The organism is Mucilaginibacter sp. Bleaf8, from assembly GCF_018390515.1.
Taxonomy (GTDB): domain Bacteria; phylum Bacteroidota; class Bacteroidia; order Sphingobacteriales; family Sphingobacteriaceae; genus Mucilaginibacter.
The window spans coordinates 209458-226389 of record NZ_JAHBBK010000004.1; the positions used below are offsets into that span (position 1 = coordinate 209458).

Below are 16932 nucleotides of genomic sequence, written 5' to 3' on the forward strand. Positions count from 1 at the left end.
GGATTTTTTTAGATCTGAGTGCTTGATATCAAATAAGCTAACCAAGAGCTTTTTAAGTGTAAGGAGTATTGTATCATTATAGTATTAAATAATAATTTATTCAATTAGCCGGTCGGGTGCCATAGCCTTACTATTCACAAAATATTTAAAATTAATACCTATAAGTAAATGAACGTTTATTTATATTTGTAGCGATTTAATAAACTTATGCGACCTAAAAATCTGGAGAAGGAAGCCACCTTACGTACCATGGCCCTGCAAATTATTGCCGAAGAGGGGCTGGAGAACTTAAGCATGCAAAAGCTGGCAAAAGCTGCGAATGTATCACCACGTACCATCTACATCAAATACGAAAATAAGGAAGACCTGTTAATCAAGCTGTTTATTGAAGAAGTGCTTGGTAACTACGAAAAAGCGGTTTTGCAGAACTTCAATTCAGATATGGATTTTGCAGAAGGTGTTCAATGCTTGTGGCAAAATGCCTTTGCCTATCTCACAAATAACCGGCCTCATTTTGCATTGATGCAGTATGGTAATTCGTCACCTCTGCTCAATAAGGCATTTCAGCAGGCCAACATACAGCAAGGCGATTTTTTTGCCCCCATCCATCAATTTCTGGAAAAGCAAAAAGCGCAGGGCTGCATTCACCATTTACCTTTTGATGCACAACGGGCAATGCTGTTTTCGCCGCTCATAAGTTTGGTGAGCGAGTATTTTGACTATGCAACACGCGACCGGCAAATCATAACACCGGATGTACTGATGGCTTGCTGCAATATATTAATTAAAGGGATGCTTAAATAACAGATAATTATCATGAAGAATATTCAAAATAAAACGATAGCCATTGTGGGCGGAGGCCCCGCCGGCTTAACCCTTGCCCGTTTATTGCAAATGCAAGGCGCCGATGTTAAAGTTTATGAGCGCGACGCCAGTCGTAATGCGCGTGCGCAAGGTGCCACACTGGATCTGCACGATGAATCGGGTTTGAAAGCCCTGCGTGCTGCAGGCTTAATGGAGGCTTTCAAGGCTCACTACCGGCCCGGTGCCGATATGCTACGCGTTGTGGATCAACAGGCTAACGTTATATGGGAAGACCAGGATAAAGAAGAAGACGATCAAACGCGGCTGGATGCAGGTGATCCGTGGTTCAGGCCCGAAATAGATCGCGGCCCACTGCAAACCATCCTGCTGGACTCGTTGCAGCCAGAAACAGTAGTGTGGAATAGCCACCTGCTAAGCATAGCGGCAAATGGTACCCAATGGCAGCTGGAATTCAAAAACGGTAATACGGTTACTGCTGATGTAGTGATAGCAGCGGACGGCGCCAATTCGAAAGTTCGCCCTTATATCACTCCCATCAAGCCATTTTTTGCAGGCGTAACGGTGGTAGAAGGCATGGTATATGATGCGGAAAAAAACTGTCCGGAGATAGCTGCTTTGCTGAAAGGAGGAAAGATATTTGCCATGGGTGATAGCAAAACACTAATCATAAGTTCAAAAGGTGATGGTAGTTTGTACTTCTATGCAGGCTGCAAAACCAACGAGAACTGGGTGCGCGAAAGCAGTATTGATTTTACCGACGGGAAACAAGTGCAGGCTTGGTTTAAACAGGAGTTTGCCGGTTGGCATCATTTATGGCTGCAGTTATTTGCAAATGCGGTAAGGTTTACGCCCCGCCCGCAATATTGTATGCCACTCGATCAAACCTGGGATGCTTTGCCAAACCTGACCATGATAGGCGATGCTGCGCACTTAATGCCTCCTTATGCAGGCGAAGGTGTAAATATGGCTATGCTTGATGCGCTGGAGTTAAGCGCGTGCTTGCTGAGCGATGCCTATCCTGACCTGCAATCGGCTATTGCAGCCTACGAACAGCAAATGCGGACAAGAGCATCCGAAATAGCAGGTATTACACTGGAATCCACCAAAGCTTTGCACTCTCCGGATGCCATTCCGTTCCTGAGCCGGATTGTTAGCGGCAATTAGGAAATGTGTATCCAGAATATATTTAATACCTGTAATTACGCTGTAACATTCCGTAGCACCTCGTATCTAACCGGGCAAAAATGAATAGCACGGCTTTAATGGCCTTGGTAGTATGACAGATTTCGACGAAATATATAACCGGTATGCACCCCAGATTTACAGGGTATGCATGGGCTATACTAACGATGCAGATCAAGCTAAAGATTTGGTGCAGGAAACGTTTATTTCGGTATGGAAAAATTTGTCAACCTTCCGCAATCAGTCGCATATCAGCACCTGGATTTTCCGGATAGCTACCAACAACTGCCTGCGTGCAATTGAAGTAGCCAAACGCATGCCGGCCGGCGAATTGCCAATTAACCTGGCAGAGGTAAAAGAAGAATCGCCGGAAGAAAAGCTGGGTTTCCTGTACCGCTGTATTGCTGAACTGGAAGAAACTGACCGGATTATTATATCGCTGGTACTGGAAGATTTGCCACAGGCTGAGATTGCCGCAATTGTTGGTCTCAGTAATGTAAACGTACGGGTAAAAGTTCATCGGATTAAAGAAAAACTGGCTCAAAAATTTAAGGCGTATGGACAATTTGAATGATTTGAAGGCCCTGTGGCTTACAGCCAAAACAGACGATTTGCCCACATCAGCCGAGATGTTGCAAATCATAAAAAAGTTCAGGCAGCAAAGGCTGAAAAAGAAGCGGCTGGTTATCATTTTGGCCGGTGTAACGGCACTGTCTATGGTAGCCGTAATGTTGTTCCATCGCTCACAGTTATTTACAACCTGGGCAGGAGAGGTGCTCATTATATTGTCAAGCTTAGCCTTGATGATTGATAACATCAGGTCGATGAAGCGTTTTCAACAGCTTGATAATTGCAGCAATAAGGAGTTTGTATCATTTATAGAAAAAACCCGCCAAAATCAGCTTCAGTATTATAAAAAGAAAGAGTATATGATTATGCTGCCCTGTTGTATAGGCTGGCTCTTGTACCTATATGAAATTGTGATTATAACTGGTGGGCTATTTATGTGGGTGTACGTACCGGCAGTAATTTATCTGCTCGTTATATGGTTGTGGGTTCGGCCCTACACGTTTAAAAAGGATGCAAAAAAGCTCAATGCCATTGAAGAACGTCTAAAAAACATACATAAGCAATTAGAATAATATGAAACGGAATTCCATACCTAAGACAGCAATATCCTGTTTGATAGTGGGCCTGTTATTAACCAGCCTGATCCCTATTATTGGCCGATACATTACTATTCCCGATTTTGTAAGAGGCTTTTCAATAGGATTGGGCTTAACACTTGAAATGACTGCGCTCATAAAAATACTCGTCATAAAAGCAACGAGGCCTGTGTAAAGCCCTGACTGTTTGTTAAGCAACGAAAGATTAATAAAGCCGACTAATACTTTGCGTTTAGGCCAAGATATTGTTCGGCTTTATGCATTTAGAAGTGGTCTTGAATTATGGCTGATCTGCTTCATGAAGGATATCTCAATATCTTATAAAATTAGAGATGCTTTATTCATTATCTCACCGCTTCATAACATCTTTATTACCGCTGCCAGCACTTTAAAAAATTCCTATCTTTGACCGATTACTCTGTAAAATGAAAATTTCATACAATTGGCTCAAGGAATTTATCACAACTGATAAAACGCCTGAAGAATTATCACATATATTAACCGGCATTGGACTGGAAGTGGAAAGCCTGGAAAAGGTACAAGCTATTCCCGGCGGACTGGAAGGCCTGGTGATTGGCTACGTGAAAGATGCCCAGCAACATCCTAATGCCGACCGCCTGCGTGTAACTAAAGTTGATGTTGGTGGTGCAGAAGATTTGCAAATTGTTTGTGGAGCGCCAAACGTAGCCACCGGTCAAAAGGTAGTGGTTGCTGTGGTTGGTACTACCGTGCACCCTACGCATGGCGAACCTTTTAAAATCAATAAATCTAAAATCAGGGGTGAGGTATCCGAAGGGATGATCTGCTCGGAAGATGAGGTTGGCTTAGGCGAATCGCATGCCGGTATTATGGAACTGGATGCCGATGCCCAGATTGGTACCCCGGCTAAAGAATATTTTAAACTGAACGATGATTACCTGTTCGAGATAGGTTTAACGCCTAACCGTGCCGATGCGGCTTCGCACTTAGGCTCGGCGCGCGATATTGCAGCTTTCCTGCAAATTGGTATCAACAAGCCTGATGTATCGGCCTTTAAGGTAGATAATCAGGAGCGTACTGTACCGGTAACTGTTGAAGCACAGAATGCCTGCCCGCGCTACGCCAGCTTAACCATTAGTGGCGTAAAGGTGCAGGATTCACCAAAGTGGCTGAAAGAGCGCCTGGCGGTTATTGGTGTTCGTTCAATTAACAACATAGTTGATATAACCAATTATGTACTGCACGAGTTGGGCCAGCCCTTACATGCTTTTGATGCTGATGCCATAAAAGGTAACCAGGTACTGGTGAAAACCTATGCAGAAGGTACGCCGTTTGTTACCCTGGATGAAGCAGAGCGCAAGCTTTCTGCGGATGATTTGATGATAGGTAATGCAGATGAGCCGATGTGTATTGCCGGTGTATTTGGTGGTATAAGTTCGGGTGTTAAAGAAACAACTACTGCGGTGTTTCTGGAAAGCGCCTACTTTAACCCGGTATCCGTGCGTAAAACATCCAAACGGCATGGCTTAAAAACAGATGCCTCTTTCCGCTTCGAGCGTGGCATCGATCCGAATATTACCGTGTATGCATTAAAGCGTGCTGCATTACTTATTCAGGAAGTAGCCGGTGGCGTTATCTCTTCCGAGATATCAGATATCTATCCAACGTCTATCGAGCCGTTTGCCTTTGATATTACTTACCGTAACGTTGACCGCCTAATTGGTAAAGCTATCGGCAACGACAGAATTAAATCAATCATCCAGGCGCTTGATATTGAGGTGGTGAACGAAACGACCGAAGGCTTATCCTTAAAAGTGCCGCCTTACCGTGTAGATGTAACCCGCGAGGTAGATGTGATAGAAGAGGTACTGCGTATTTACGGTTACAACAATATCGAAATACCTACCCAAATCCGAGCATCGCTGAACACCTCAGTGCGGCCGGAAAAGGATACGGTACAAAATGCTATTTCTGATTTGCTGACTGCTAATGGGTTCAATGAAATTTTATCTAACTCATTAACCAGTTCATCATACGCAGGTAGCTTGGATAACGCGGTAAAGGTGCTTAACCCATTGAGCAGCGATCTGGATATTATGCGCCAAACGATGCTATATTCAGGTCTGGAAGCTATTGCCTACAACCAAAACCGTCGTGCTGCTGATCTGAAATTTTACGAGTTTGGTAAAACTTATCTGCATGAGGATGGCAAGTATATCGAGAACCAGCATGTGGCGCTGTTCATTACCGGTGCAAACCAGGCCGAGCAATGGAATCAGCAAACCACGCCGGTATCTTTTTATAACCTGAAAGCAATTGTGGATGGCTTGCTGAGCCGCCTTAATCTGAAAGATTATACTACTGATGAGCTTATGAATAATGAGCTTGCCTATGGTCTGCAATATAATTTCCGCGGCAGCAAAACCTTAGTAAAGTTTGGCGCCGTGCATCCGGATGCGTTGAAAAAAGCTGGTGTAGAAAAAGAGGTGTTCTACGCAGATTTTGATTTCAATACAATCCTGACGCTGGTACGCAAAAACCGCATTGTAAGCCAGGAGATATCCAAGTTTCCGGCTGTGCGTCGCGATTTATCCATGCTGGTAGATACTGCGGTTACTTTTGGCCAATTAAAAAGCATCGCTCAGAAAACAGAGCGTAAGTTGTTGAAAGATGTCAACGTGTTTGATGTATACCAGGGTGATAAACTACCTGCCGGCAAAAAATCATACGCGCTGAGCTTTGTTTTGCAGGATGAAGAAAAAACGCTTACCGATAAAGCGATTGATGCCATTATGCAAAAGTTAATCCATAATTTTGGTAAAGAAGCCGGAGCTGAAATCCGGAAGTAAGGGGTGGGTTATTGAGTTAGCATGTTGCTAAGACGATCAGGTACATTATAACTTAATAACCATAACTAATAACTAACAATGCCCTCAGTAACTGAACAGTTAAATACAGTAGTTGAAAAAACAGAGCGCCTGATAGAGCTCTGTAGTGCGTTGCAGGAAGAAAATGACCTGTTAAAGCTTGAAAACCAGTCGTTAAGCACAGCGCTGGATGTAAGCAAAGGTAAAATTACGGATTTGGAAGAGAAAATTCGTGTATTGAAGCTGGCCAAGTCGTTTGCGGATACAAATGAAAAAAGCCTTGACATCAAGCAAAAAATTAACGAATTTGTGCGGGAAATAGATAAATGTATCGTATTACTTAAAAAGTAATACTTATAAGTGAACAGCTCAAATGGGAGAAATCTCCATAAAAATAAATATTGCTGATCGTGTTTATCCTTTAAAGGTAAGCATGGAGGAAGAGGAATTGATTAGAAGAGCAGCAAAATTAATTAACGACCGCATAAAAGAATTTCAGGAAAATTATGCGGTTAAAGATAAACAGGATCTGCTGTCAATGTGTGTATTGCATTATGCAACGGCATCATTAAAGGCAGAGCGCAAGGTAACGGTTGAGGATACAACCGTGGCCGAGAAAGTTTATCAGTTAGACCATATGCTGAACGAGTTTTTTTCAAAGCAATAAACGTTCTTTAAAATAGAGAGCATTTGAAATTTAACCGCAGTTAAATTTTTGAGTTTCACTGAAAAGCTGAAAGCTTTGCGGGCAAGATGCTATTACTATATGGCAAAATAGGCAGGTTTGTGTATATTCGGCCCTATTGTAGTAATATTAACTTGCAGCAATGATTTTTAGTATACATGATACTTGAAATTTTAGTTGCGGTTTTTTTATATATACACACTAAAATATGAACATACTGGAAATTATAATCGGTCTGCTGATCGGAGCCATCATTGGTTTCGCGGTCGGGCGGTACCTGCTCAATAAATTATTCAAGGAGCGGGACATAGCAGCACAAAACAAAGCAAAAAAGATACTGAAGGATGCCGAAAACAATGCGGAGATTCTGAAAAAGAACAAATTGCTTGAAGCGAAAGAAAAGTTTTTGCAACTAAAAGCAGAACACGAGCAGGAAGTAAACGCCCGCAACAATTCACTGAACCAGCGCGAAAACTCGATGAAGCAAAAAGAGCAATCGCTGAATGCTAAATTAGAGAATGCCAACCGCAAGGAGAATGAGCTGGATAATACCCGCAAAAACCTGGAAAAACAAACAGAAGTAGTTGTTAAAAAGCAGGAAGAGGTAGAGCACTTAAAACAACAGCACGTACAGCAACTGGAAACCATTGCCGGCTTAACAGCCGAAGAGGCGAAAAACCAGTTGGTGGATACCCTGCGCGAAGAAGCCCGCACCAAAGCCATGATGCAGATAAAAGACATTGTGGACGAGGCTAAGCTAACCGCTACCAAAGAAGCTAAAAAAGTAGTAATTCAAACCATTCAGCGTACGGCTACTGAGAGCGCTATCGAAAACACGGTATCCATCTTCAATATCGAAAATGATGAGATCAAAGGTCGTATCATTGGTCGTGAGGGTCGTAATATCCGTGCACTGGAAGCTGCTACCGGTATTGAAATCATTGTTGACGATACACCTGAGGCGATTATTTTGTCAGGCTTTGATCCTGTACGCCGCGAGATTGCTCGCCTGGCCATGCACCGTCTGGTAACCGACGGGCGTATTCACCCGGCCCGTATTGAGGAGGTTGTTGCCAAAACCCGTAAGCAGATCGAAGAAGAGATTGTAGAGATAGGCGAGCGTACCGTGATCGATTTAGGTATACACGGCTTACACCCAGAACTGATTCGGATGGTTGGGCGTATGCGTTACCGGTCATCATACGGCCAAAACCTGCTACAGCACTCGCGCGAGGTGGCCAATTTCTGTGCTACCATGGCTGCTGAGTTAGGGTTGAATGTGAAACTGGCTAAACGTGCCGGCTTACTGCATGATATTGGTAAAGTGCCTGATGATAACCCAGAATTGCCACACGCAATTTTAGGTATGCAACTGGCCGAAAAGTATAAAGAGCACCCGGAAGTTTGCAACGCCATCGGCGCCCACCACGACGAGATTGAGATGACATCCATGATTTCGCCGATTATCCAGGCTTGTGATGCCATTTCTGGTGCCCGCCCGGGTGCACGTCGCGAGGTGGTTGAAAGTTACATCAAGCGTTTGAAAGAGCTGGAAGAGCTGGCATTATCATATCCTGGTGTTGAGAAGACCTTTGCTATACAAGCCGGCCGCGAGTTGCGCGTAGTGGTAGAAAGCGAAAAGGTAACCGATTCGCAGGCAGAGATACTGGCGGCAGATATATCTAACCGTATCCAAACCGAAATGACCTATCCGGGTCAAATCAAAGTTACCGTTATCCGCGAAACCCGTTCGGTAGCATTTGCCAAGTAACATCATCAATTAATTAAATACACCGAAAGCGGCAAGGCACTCCTTGTCGCTTTTTTTTAATACGTATTATGAAGCCTAAAAAGCAGGAGCCCGAAAAAAGACCGATAGATCAGTATTATGAAACATATAATCAGTTAGCCCGGCAGGTACGCTACCCGGCATTGTTGTATACAGGTATTGTATTATTGTTGTTTGGGCTGGTCTCTTTTGTATGGGCCATTCCTTTTCCGCATCTTGCATTTTTAGGCAAGTACAATGGTTTTGTTAATTGGGCATCGTTTTTAATTGCAATTATTATTTATTACTATTTAAGGCTCTCGCCGCCGGTATCTTACCTGATGCTTTTTATGCTGTTTGGCTTCTCTTATATAATTATACAGTTAGAAAAGTGGCAAAAGATAGGAGGAATGCCTTTATGGTCTGTAGGTGTTATTGCTATCGGCATAGGTATAGCTGTATACGTTTCAGTTATTCGAAGTAGCAGAATAGCCAACCAAACACTGCTCTCAGTAAAAACTTTTATAATCGCGCCGTTGTGGATACTAACTTCTGTTTTGAGGAAATTAAAAGTCAGATACTGATTAACATTAAATTAACAATTCGTATAGGTACGCGTAATGTTAAAGTAATATTCACCTAATGTTGAGGTAATACTTTTGCTGAAATTAATCAGTTAAAAGTGAAAAATTCAACGCCCCGCCTTTTATCTTTTCTTTTATTTCTAGTTTTTAGCGTAAGCTTTATTTCGGTTAAAGCGCAATCCATTGGAAAGATTGCTGGTAAAATTACCGATACCAAAACCGGTGAAAGCCTGATTGGTGCTACTGTTTTAGTACAGGGAACTACTATCGGCGCAGCCACTAACGTAAATGGTGAGTATATTATTAATAATGTACCTGCCGGACCACATAATATTCTTATCAGATATGTTGGTTATCAAAACAAATTAGTATCTGATGTGGATGTAAAAGCAGGTGCTACAACGCCGCTAAATGCAACATTGGATGAAGCTTCATCGCAAACCTTAAAAGCTGTAACAGTAACAGCTACTTACCGCCAGGAATCAGCTAATGCACTATATGCGCAGCAAAAGGTGAGTAGCCGTGTACAAGATGGTATATCGGCCGAGGCGATACGCCGCAGCCCAGACCGTAATGCCGGTGAGGTTTTAAAACGTGTAAGCGGTACTACCGTGCAGGATAATAAGTTTGTAGTTGTAAGAGGTTTAGGTGAACGCTACAATACCACGTTATTAAATAACGCTGTTATGCCGAGCTCAGAGCCGGATAAAAAAGCTTTTTCCTTTGATATCGTACCTTCTGCTCTTGTAGACAACATTGTAATCAGTAAAACTGCAACGCCTGATTTACCTGCCGATTTTGCAGGTGGCGCCGTGCAAGTATCAACCAAAGACTTTCCGGATCGTAAGTTTATAACTTTACAGGTTGGAACTATGTTTAATACTCAAACAACCTTTAAAGATTTTAAACAAGGTTCACGAGCTAAACTTGATTTTTTGGGATTTGATAATGGTTCCAGAAAACAGCCTGCTGCTTGGGCAAACCGTGACAAAACTGGTTATGTAAGCTATTCCGATGATCAAATGGTGGGTATCACTCAACAGTTTAAAAACACTTATGGTGTAAAGCATCAATTTAGCGCTTATCCGGGCCAAAACCTGCAGTTTACCTTTGGTAATACTAAAACCTACAATAATGAAGGTAAGTTAGGTTACATTGCTTCTGTAACTTACGGCAATAACTTTGAAAGATTTTACCGTACTCGTGATAACTATGACCGCAATGGTAATCAGACTTTTAGCTTTAACGACGTATTGTATAATACAACGACTAATCTGGGAGCCTTATTTAACATTGCTTATTCTTACAAGAACAGTAAATACTCTTTAAAGAACTTATTTAACAATTCGTTCAGCAACAACTTCACAGAACGCCAAGGTTTGTATAATGAGTCATCCGACGAAACCTCTCAAAATATTGCTAACATCAGAGGATTCCAGACAGAGGTTACTCAAAACGGCTTGTTGAGTTCTGTATTCGAAGGGCAGCACTTCTTGCCAGAGAGCAAAATCAATATTGATTATAACGTATCGTATGGTTATTCTTACAGAAACCAACCGGATCAGCGTATTGCTCTCCAAACTCAGCGTCCAAACAGTGGCGACCCAAGGTGGTTCATTGATATCCCAGGATTTAACCAGCCAGCTATACAGCACGCAGGTCGCCTCTTTTCGGATTTAAAAGAAAATATCTATGGTGGCAGATTCAATATAAGCGCTCCTTATCAATTGTTTAACCAAACTAACAAAGTCAAAGCGGGTGTTTTAGCTAACTATCGTGACCGTAATTTCTCTATTGATGCATTAGGTTATGCATTAGCGCCTGGGTTTAGTAAAGGACAGGGTAGCAATTTCTATGAAAGCGATGGTTGGACATTGGAAAACATATTCAGTTCTTCAAGCATAGCTCAAAACCGTATTGTGCTGAATACCATAAACGATAATTCGTTTGGCTATAATGGTAAAGTAGATTTACAGGCAGGTTATCTGATGACCGAAAACAAATTCGGCGACCAGTTAAAAATGATTTTAGGGGCAAGAGTAGAACGCTATTCACAAAAGATCCTCCCGTATAATCCAGCCAGATTAACTCAGAAATATACTAATACAGATATATTACCATCATTAAATCTGGTTTATGCAATCAATACTAAATCAAACGTACGCTTTGCAGCCTCACAAACAGTTAACCGCCCGGAATTGCGTGAACTTGCCTCATTCCTGTATTATGATTTCGTTACGGACTTTGTAGTAACTGGTAATCCTAATCTGAAAAGGTCATTAAATACAAACCTGGATTTACGTTATGAGTTGTTTCCAGATGCCGGCCAGATTTTCTCCGTATCGGCATTTTATAAGAAATTTAGCAATGCCATTGAGCAAACCAACCAAGGTAATAATACCTTTTCCTTTGCTAATGCAGCCAATGCTTATGACTACGGAGCTGAGATTGAGTTTAGAAGACGCTTGAATTTCTTTGATGCTGGCGCTTTCTTTAACAACCTCACTTTTTATGCTAATGCTTCAGTTATTCAATCACGCGTTAAAATACCAGCAAGTGAACTGGACCGGGAAGACAATATCAGACCACTGCAAGGACAATCGCCTTATATTTTAAACGGCGGATTGACTTATGTAGGCGCTAAAAGCGGACTTGGTGTGAATTTATTATACAACCGCATTGGCCAAAGGCTGGCATTTGTTGGACAGAATGGTGGCTTGGATACTTATGAAAAGCCTCGTGATTTAGTTGATTTCCAAATCAGCAAGCGTGTTATCAAATCGAAAGGGGAAATCAAGTTAAATGTGTCTGATATTTTTGCTCAAAAGATCAGGTTGTACTATAACTACGATTCAAAAACCACATTTGATTCTACAAACGATAGGACTATACAGGCAACTAAGCCTGGTCGTAATATCAGCTTGCAATTCATATACAACTTCTAATCGTAACAAATTCTTAATATCAAGTTACTAATCAGTTAACAACAATACTTGAAAATTGTAAAAAAAATAAAAATGAAAAAATTTAGCTCTTACTTACTTACTGGCTTAATTGCTACCAGCATGCTGGCGTCATGTGGTAAAGATGATAACAATGACAATGGCGGCACTCAACCAGTAACTCCTGTACCAACAAGCACTACTTTGACAGGCGCTATTTCGTCAAGTATGACTTTGACTAAAGATAAGACTTGGACTTTAGACGGCTTTGTATATGTAACTAACAATGCTACATTAACTATTCAGCCAGGTACTAAAATTGTGAGCAAAAGAGCCAATGCTGGTGTACTGGTTATTACCAGAGGTTCTAAAATTGAAGCTAAAGGTACAGCTGCTGAGCCTATCGTGTTTACCTCTGCAGAGGCAAGCCCAATCCCAGGCGATTTAGGCGGTGTAGTTGTAGCCGGTAGTGCTACTGCCAACGGTAACCACGCACAGATGGAAGGTGTAACCGATGTTAATTATAACAAATTTGGTGGTACTAATGATGCCGATAACTCAGGTACTTTGCAATATATCCGTATTGAATATGCTGGTAAAACAGCTAACCCTAACGATGAGGTTAATGGTTTAAGTATGTACGGTGTAGGTAGCGGTACTACTGTTGATCACATTCAGGTAAGCCGTGGTTTGGATGATGCTTTCGAATTCTTCGGTGGTTCATTTAATGCTAAATACCTGATCGCTTATAACTGTGCTGATGATGATTTTGACTTTGATGACGGTTACCATGGTAACTTACAGTATTTGATTTCATTCAAAGATCCTGCGTTTACCGACACTAAATCAGGCGGCGACTTTTCAAATAACCTGGAATGGGATAACGTAAGTGCAAGCTCTAAAGGTTATGCTACGCCTCCTATCACTCATGCACGTATCTCTAATTTAACTGCTATTGGTCCTAACAACGTTTCATCAAGCGTTTTAACCAACTACGGTTATGGTGCCCGTTTCAGAAGAGGTTCACAATTCGAAATAGTAAACTCAGTATTTTTGGGTACTCGTTTAGCTGCATTCTCATTAGAAGTTGCTGAAACAGGTGCTGCTTATAAAAATGGTACCAGCATTTTCAAAAACAACGTAATTCAGTCAAGTGCTGCTTCTCCATTCAATGCAGGTGCTGACGCAGGTATCACTGTAGAGGAAATGCAAAGCTTGGCAACTGGTTTATCTATCTTAACTAACCCTGCTGATGCTAAATTAACTGATGCATTTAACGTAGCATCACCGAAATTGATGCCTCAAACTGGTTCTCCATTATTGGCAGGTGCCAGCTTTACAGGTAACTTCACTACAGCTAATGGTTTCGAAACTAACGTAGCTTTCAAAGGTGCTTTAGGTACTACCGACTGGACTTCAGGTTGGGCAGTATTTAACAAATAATCATTCACTAACAATACTAAAAAAGGCTGTCTCTTAAGAGGCGGCCTTTTTTAGTATGTGAAAGTCATATAGTTGCTTTAAAAAAAGATAAATCTTACAGAAACAATAACAGCCGCTTATTTCAGTAAGCGGCTGTTATTATTATAGACTTTAAAGCTGCTTTACATACTTCTGCCCAGCTTTTCCAGAATATCCTGCGGTACTTTCTGTAGGTCAAGTACTAAAAAGCCGTCCAGGCAATCGGCGAATTTTGGGTCAATGTTGAAGCATATAATCTTGGCATTTAGCGCAATGTATTGGCGTAGCAGCACGGGCACCTTAATATTATGCGTTTCAATTTCTGATATCAGGCTGTCAAGCGCTTTGAATGTATCATCGCCTTCCAGCAACAAATCGGTATCAATACTTGAAAAATCAACCTTAAATTGTTTACGAGGCTTTACATACTGCGCCATTTCATGGTCAAAATGATGGCGGGTAATGTAATCTACTATAAGCGACTTGGAGAATTTTGAGAAGGTGTTGCTGATACTTACCGGGCCAATCAAATAGCGGTAGCGCGGGTTTTCCATCAGGTATTTTAAAATGCCTTTCCACAAAAGGAATAAAGGCAATGGCTTGCGCTGGTATTCCTTGCGTATCCATGAACGGCCCAGCTCCAGGCTGTTTTTAAGTACCTCTGTAAACTGGGGTTTTATTTTAAATAGCTTGGCAGTATAAAAGCCGCTTTTGCCCATGCTGTCAAAAATCTCATCGCCCATGCCTATGCGATAAGCACCCACAATCATACGCGTCTTGGCGTCCCATATGAATAAGTGCTGATAATAAATATCATATTCATCCAGATCGGTGCTGTTGTTGGTGCCTTCACCAATTTCGCGGAAGGTTACTTCACGTAGTCGGCCAATTTCGCGGATGATATTCGGAATCAATGCGGTGGGCGCAATAAACACCTCGTAGTTCTTTTCGGTCCATACCCGGTAACTATCACGTAGTGGCACAACCTCTTGCTCAAGCAGGTCGGCCTCAGTTGCCGGAACAATATCCTTGGCGCTCTTCCATATTTTAAACAGTCCGCGCGGATTGAATATCCTTTTCTCATTTTCAAGGCCTGCTCCTAAAGCATATGTTTTGGCTCTTAAAAAGTTGAGCAGTTTGGTGGTGTTGTTATAATAAGGTATATCCTGCACGTAGATAGGCTTACCTATGCGCAGCTTAATGGTGTGCCCTTGTTTGTTAAACAATTCGGAAGGCAACTTAGCTGTGCGTAGGGTAGGGTGGATGAGGCTAAGCAGATTAAACAGCAGGCCATTGTTACCGTGAAAGTAAATAGGTACCACAGGCACTTTGGCTTTCGCTATAATTTTACCCACAACAGGGTGCCACATACGGTCGGTTACCTGCTTGGTGTCCAAGTTGTAAGTGGAAACCTCTCCTGCTGGGAATATACCAATAGGTGTGCCATCCCGTAATAACTCCAGCGTGGTTTTGATGCCACTGATGCTGGATGAATGTTCAATGTTTTCGAACGGGTTTACAGCAATAAAATAATCGCTCAGGTTCGGGATCTTCTTCAGTATAAAGTTGGCCATCAGCTTGGCATCGGGCCTAACCATACACAACAGTTTCAATAGCACCATGCCCTCAATACCGCCATAAGGGTGATTGGCAATAGCAACAAAGCTGCCATTCGCTGGCAGATTCTTCAGTTCGTTTTCGTCAAAATCTATACTTACGCCGCAGCCTTCTAAAATTGCATCCACAAATTCAGGACCTTGCTTGGGCTGTGCCTGGGCAAACAATTCATTCACCCGGTTTATTTTCATTAACTCCATCAGTAAAGCTGCCAGTCCGGGCATCCTTAACTTATTCAGTTTGGTAGCTTTAGCGAATTCGTCAGTGGTTATAATCTTCATGGTATCGGGATGTATCCGTATAAAATTATTAATTTTTTATATTTTAACGCCTTTATTGCCTTAATCTTGAAAAGCCCAGTTAAAAATTACCTGTCGATAACAAAAACCGAATGGAGTGGTATAATTGTACTGGTAATACTAATAGGGCTGGTATTGGCAATCCCTCATGTGAGTTGGTTATATCACAAAGATACAATAATAAATTTTAAGGACTTTGAAGCTGCTGCTGCACAGCTTAATAAAGCCGGGGGCAAAGCCTACATGCAGGATGACGAAGCCGACTCTGCAACGAATAGCAATTACAGCAAGCAGCCTGTTGAGTTGTTTCACTTTAACCCTAACCATTTATCGGCGGCACGGTGGCAAAAGCTGGGTCTGAGCGAACGGCAGATTAAGGGCATTAAAAACTATGAGGCCAAAGGCGGCCGTTTCTACACCAAGGCAGATGTGCAGAAAATGTATACGCTATCTGATGCCGACTATCGCCGTTTAGAACCGTACATTGATATACCTGCTGGCAAGAGCAAAGAGAACAGGTTGTATATAACCGTTGAATTAAATACTGCTGATTCCGCCGAACTTACAAGACTACGTGGAATTGGTCCGGGTTTCGCTATGCGTATCATCCGTTACCGGCAGCGGTTAGGCGGCTTTCATAGTAAGCAACAGCTCAAGGAAGTTTTTGGATTTGACGAGGGAAAGTATGCGGATGTAAAAGATAACGTTGCGGTGAATGCCCGCAAGGTGCATAAGATCGATATTAACCGTGCCGAGCTGGATGAGCTGAAAGATTTTCCATACTTTACCTACAAGCAGGCCAATGCGGTAATTCAGTATCGTAAACAGCATGGCAACTATGAATCATTAAAAGAACTGCATAACATTGCTATTCTGGATGATGAAATTTTGCGTAAAATTGCGCCTTATTTTGTGTTTAAATGATAGAGCAACGAATAAAATCGGCCATACGTGATATACCTGATTTTCCAAAACCAAGCATCGTTTTTAAAGATATAACGCCCATATTAAAAGATCCTGATCTGTGTACATCTGTAGTTGAAGCTTTTGCTGTGCAGTTGGCCGGCACCCGTATAGATGTAGTTGCCGGAGTTGAAAGCAGGGGCTTTCTGTTTGGTTTGCAATTGGCCTGCAGGTTAGGTGTACCTTTTATACCAGTACGCAAAGCAGGCAAATTGCCTTATAGTGTTAAACAAAAAGTTTATGAGCTGGAGTACGGGCAAGCCACTATTGAATTACATACCGATGCTTTTGCACCCGGTCAGCATGTATTGATACACGATGATTTGCTGGCCACCGGTGGTACAGTAACTGCAGCCAGTGAGCTTATCAAGGAAATGGGAGGCGAGGTAGCCGGATTTTCATTTGTAGTAGGCTTAGGCTTTTTGAAAGGGCGCGAAAAGATTGCACCGCTATCTGATAAAATCATTGTATTGGCTGAGTATTAATGCTTGTTGATTAAAGACATAACATCAGTTAAGCTGATTATAAGTAATAGTGTTTTGATTTACTGTTAGTTGACTCGTTATTACATTATAAACGACTGATAAAAAAAGA

General features: G+C 42.0%; 14 protein-coding genes. 13 read left to right on the top strand and 1 reads right to left on the bottom strand.

Annotated features, from left to right (window positions below; translation table 11 throughout):
* Window positions 1-207: 207 nt before the first annotated feature.
* The 11 genes from KHS38_RS18600 (at window position 208) to KHS38_RS18650 (ending at window position 13441) form a co-directional block, all read left to right on the top strand.
* Window positions 208-804 carry a TetR/AcrR family transcriptional regulator gene (locus KHS38_RS18600; protein ID WP_213490062.1) on the top strand — a complete coding sequence of 199 codons (597 nt, stop codon included), beginning with the start codon at window positions 208-210 and terminating at the stop codon, window positions 802-804.
* 12 nt (window positions 805-816) lie between these two features.
* Entirely contained in the window at window positions 817-1989 is a 1173-nt protein-coding gene (locus tag KHS38_RS18605; RefSeq protein ID WP_213490063.1) for an FAD-dependent oxidoreductase, read from the top strand.
* Between the two features lie 112 nt (window positions 1990-2101).
* Entirely contained in the window at window positions 2102-2581 is a 480-nt protein-coding gene (locus KHS38_RS18610) for an RNA polymerase sigma factor (protein ID WP_213490064.1), read from the top strand.
* Window positions 2565-3149 carry a hypothetical protein gene (locus KHS38_RS18615; RefSeq protein WP_213490065.1) on the top strand — a complete coding sequence of 195 codons (585 nt, stop codon included), beginning with the start codon at window positions 2565-2567 and terminating at the stop codon, window positions 3147-3149. Before KHS38_RS18610 ends, KHS38_RS18615 begins: the two co-directional genes overlap by 17 nt.
* 449 nt (window positions 3150-3598) lie before the next feature.
* Window positions 3599-6001 (top strand): phenylalanine--tRNA ligase subunit beta, encoded by a 2403-nt coding sequence (gene pheT, locus KHS38_RS18620; protein WP_213490066.1) that lies wholly within the window; start codon window positions 3599-3601, stop codon window positions 5999-6001.
* 78 nt (window positions 6002-6079) lie between these two features.
* The gene (locus tag KHS38_RS18625) at window positions 6080-6370 is read left to right on the top strand and encodes a hypothetical protein (RefSeq protein WP_213490067.1); all 291 of its coding nucleotides are present in this window, start codon (window positions 6080-6082) and stop codon (window positions 6368-6370) included.
* Window positions 6371-6392: 22 nt separating this feature from the next.
* Window positions 6393-6686 (top strand): cell division protein ZapA, encoded by a 294-nt coding sequence (locus KHS38_RS18630; protein ID WP_213490068.1) that lies wholly within the window; start codon window positions 6393-6395, stop codon window positions 6684-6686.
* A 226-nt stretch (window positions 6687-6912) separates the two neighbouring features.
* The gene (rny, locus tag KHS38_RS18635; RefSeq protein ID WP_213490069.1) at window positions 6913-8475 is read left to right on the top strand and encodes a ribonuclease Y; all 1563 of its coding nucleotides are present in this window, start codon (window positions 6913-6915) and stop codon (window positions 8473-8475) included.
* Window positions 8476-8543: 68 nt separating this feature from the next.
* Window positions 8544-9056, top strand: coding sequence for a DUF962 domain-containing protein (locus tag KHS38_RS18640; RefSeq protein ID WP_213490070.1), 513 nt, complete (start codon window positions 8544-8546; stop codon window positions 9054-9056).
* 98 nt (window positions 9057-9154) lie between these two features.
* Complete coding sequence (locus tag KHS38_RS18645; RefSeq protein WP_213490071.1) at window positions 9155-12001, top strand: TonB-dependent receptor; 2847 nt, start codon at window positions 9155-9157, stop codon at window positions 11999-12001.
* 72 nt (window positions 12002-12073) lie between these two features.
* The gene (locus KHS38_RS18650) at window positions 12074-13441 is read left to right on the top strand and encodes a beta-helix domain-containing protein (RefSeq protein ID WP_213490072.1); all 1368 of its coding nucleotides are present in this window, start codon (window positions 12074-12076) and stop codon (window positions 13439-13441) included.
* Between the two features lie 161 nt (window positions 13442-13602).
* Here the strand turns inward: KHS38_RS18650 and KHS38_RS18655 are convergent, their stop codons facing one another.
* Window positions 13603-15357, bottom strand: coding sequence for a bifunctional lysophospholipid acyltransferase family protein/GNAT family N-acetyltransferase (locus KHS38_RS18655; RefSeq protein ID WP_213490073.1), 1755 nt, complete (start codon window positions 15355-15357; stop codon window positions 13603-13605).
* 66 nt (window positions 15358-15423) lie between these two features.
* On the opposite strand from KHS38_RS18655, the gene KHS38_RS18660 reads away from it, so the two are divergent.
* Window positions 15424-16299, top strand: a complete 876-nt coding sequence (locus KHS38_RS18660; RefSeq protein WP_213490074.1) for a ComEA family DNA-binding protein — start codon at window positions 15424-15426, stop codon at window positions 16297-16299.
* A complete protein-coding gene (locus tag KHS38_RS18665) occupies window positions 16296-16823 on the top strand; it encodes an adenine phosphoribosyltransferase (protein ID WP_213490075.1) in 528 nt (175 codons plus the stop codon). Before KHS38_RS18660 ends, KHS38_RS18665 begins: the two co-directional genes overlap by 4 nt.
* Window positions 16824-16932 lie beyond the last annotated feature (109 nt).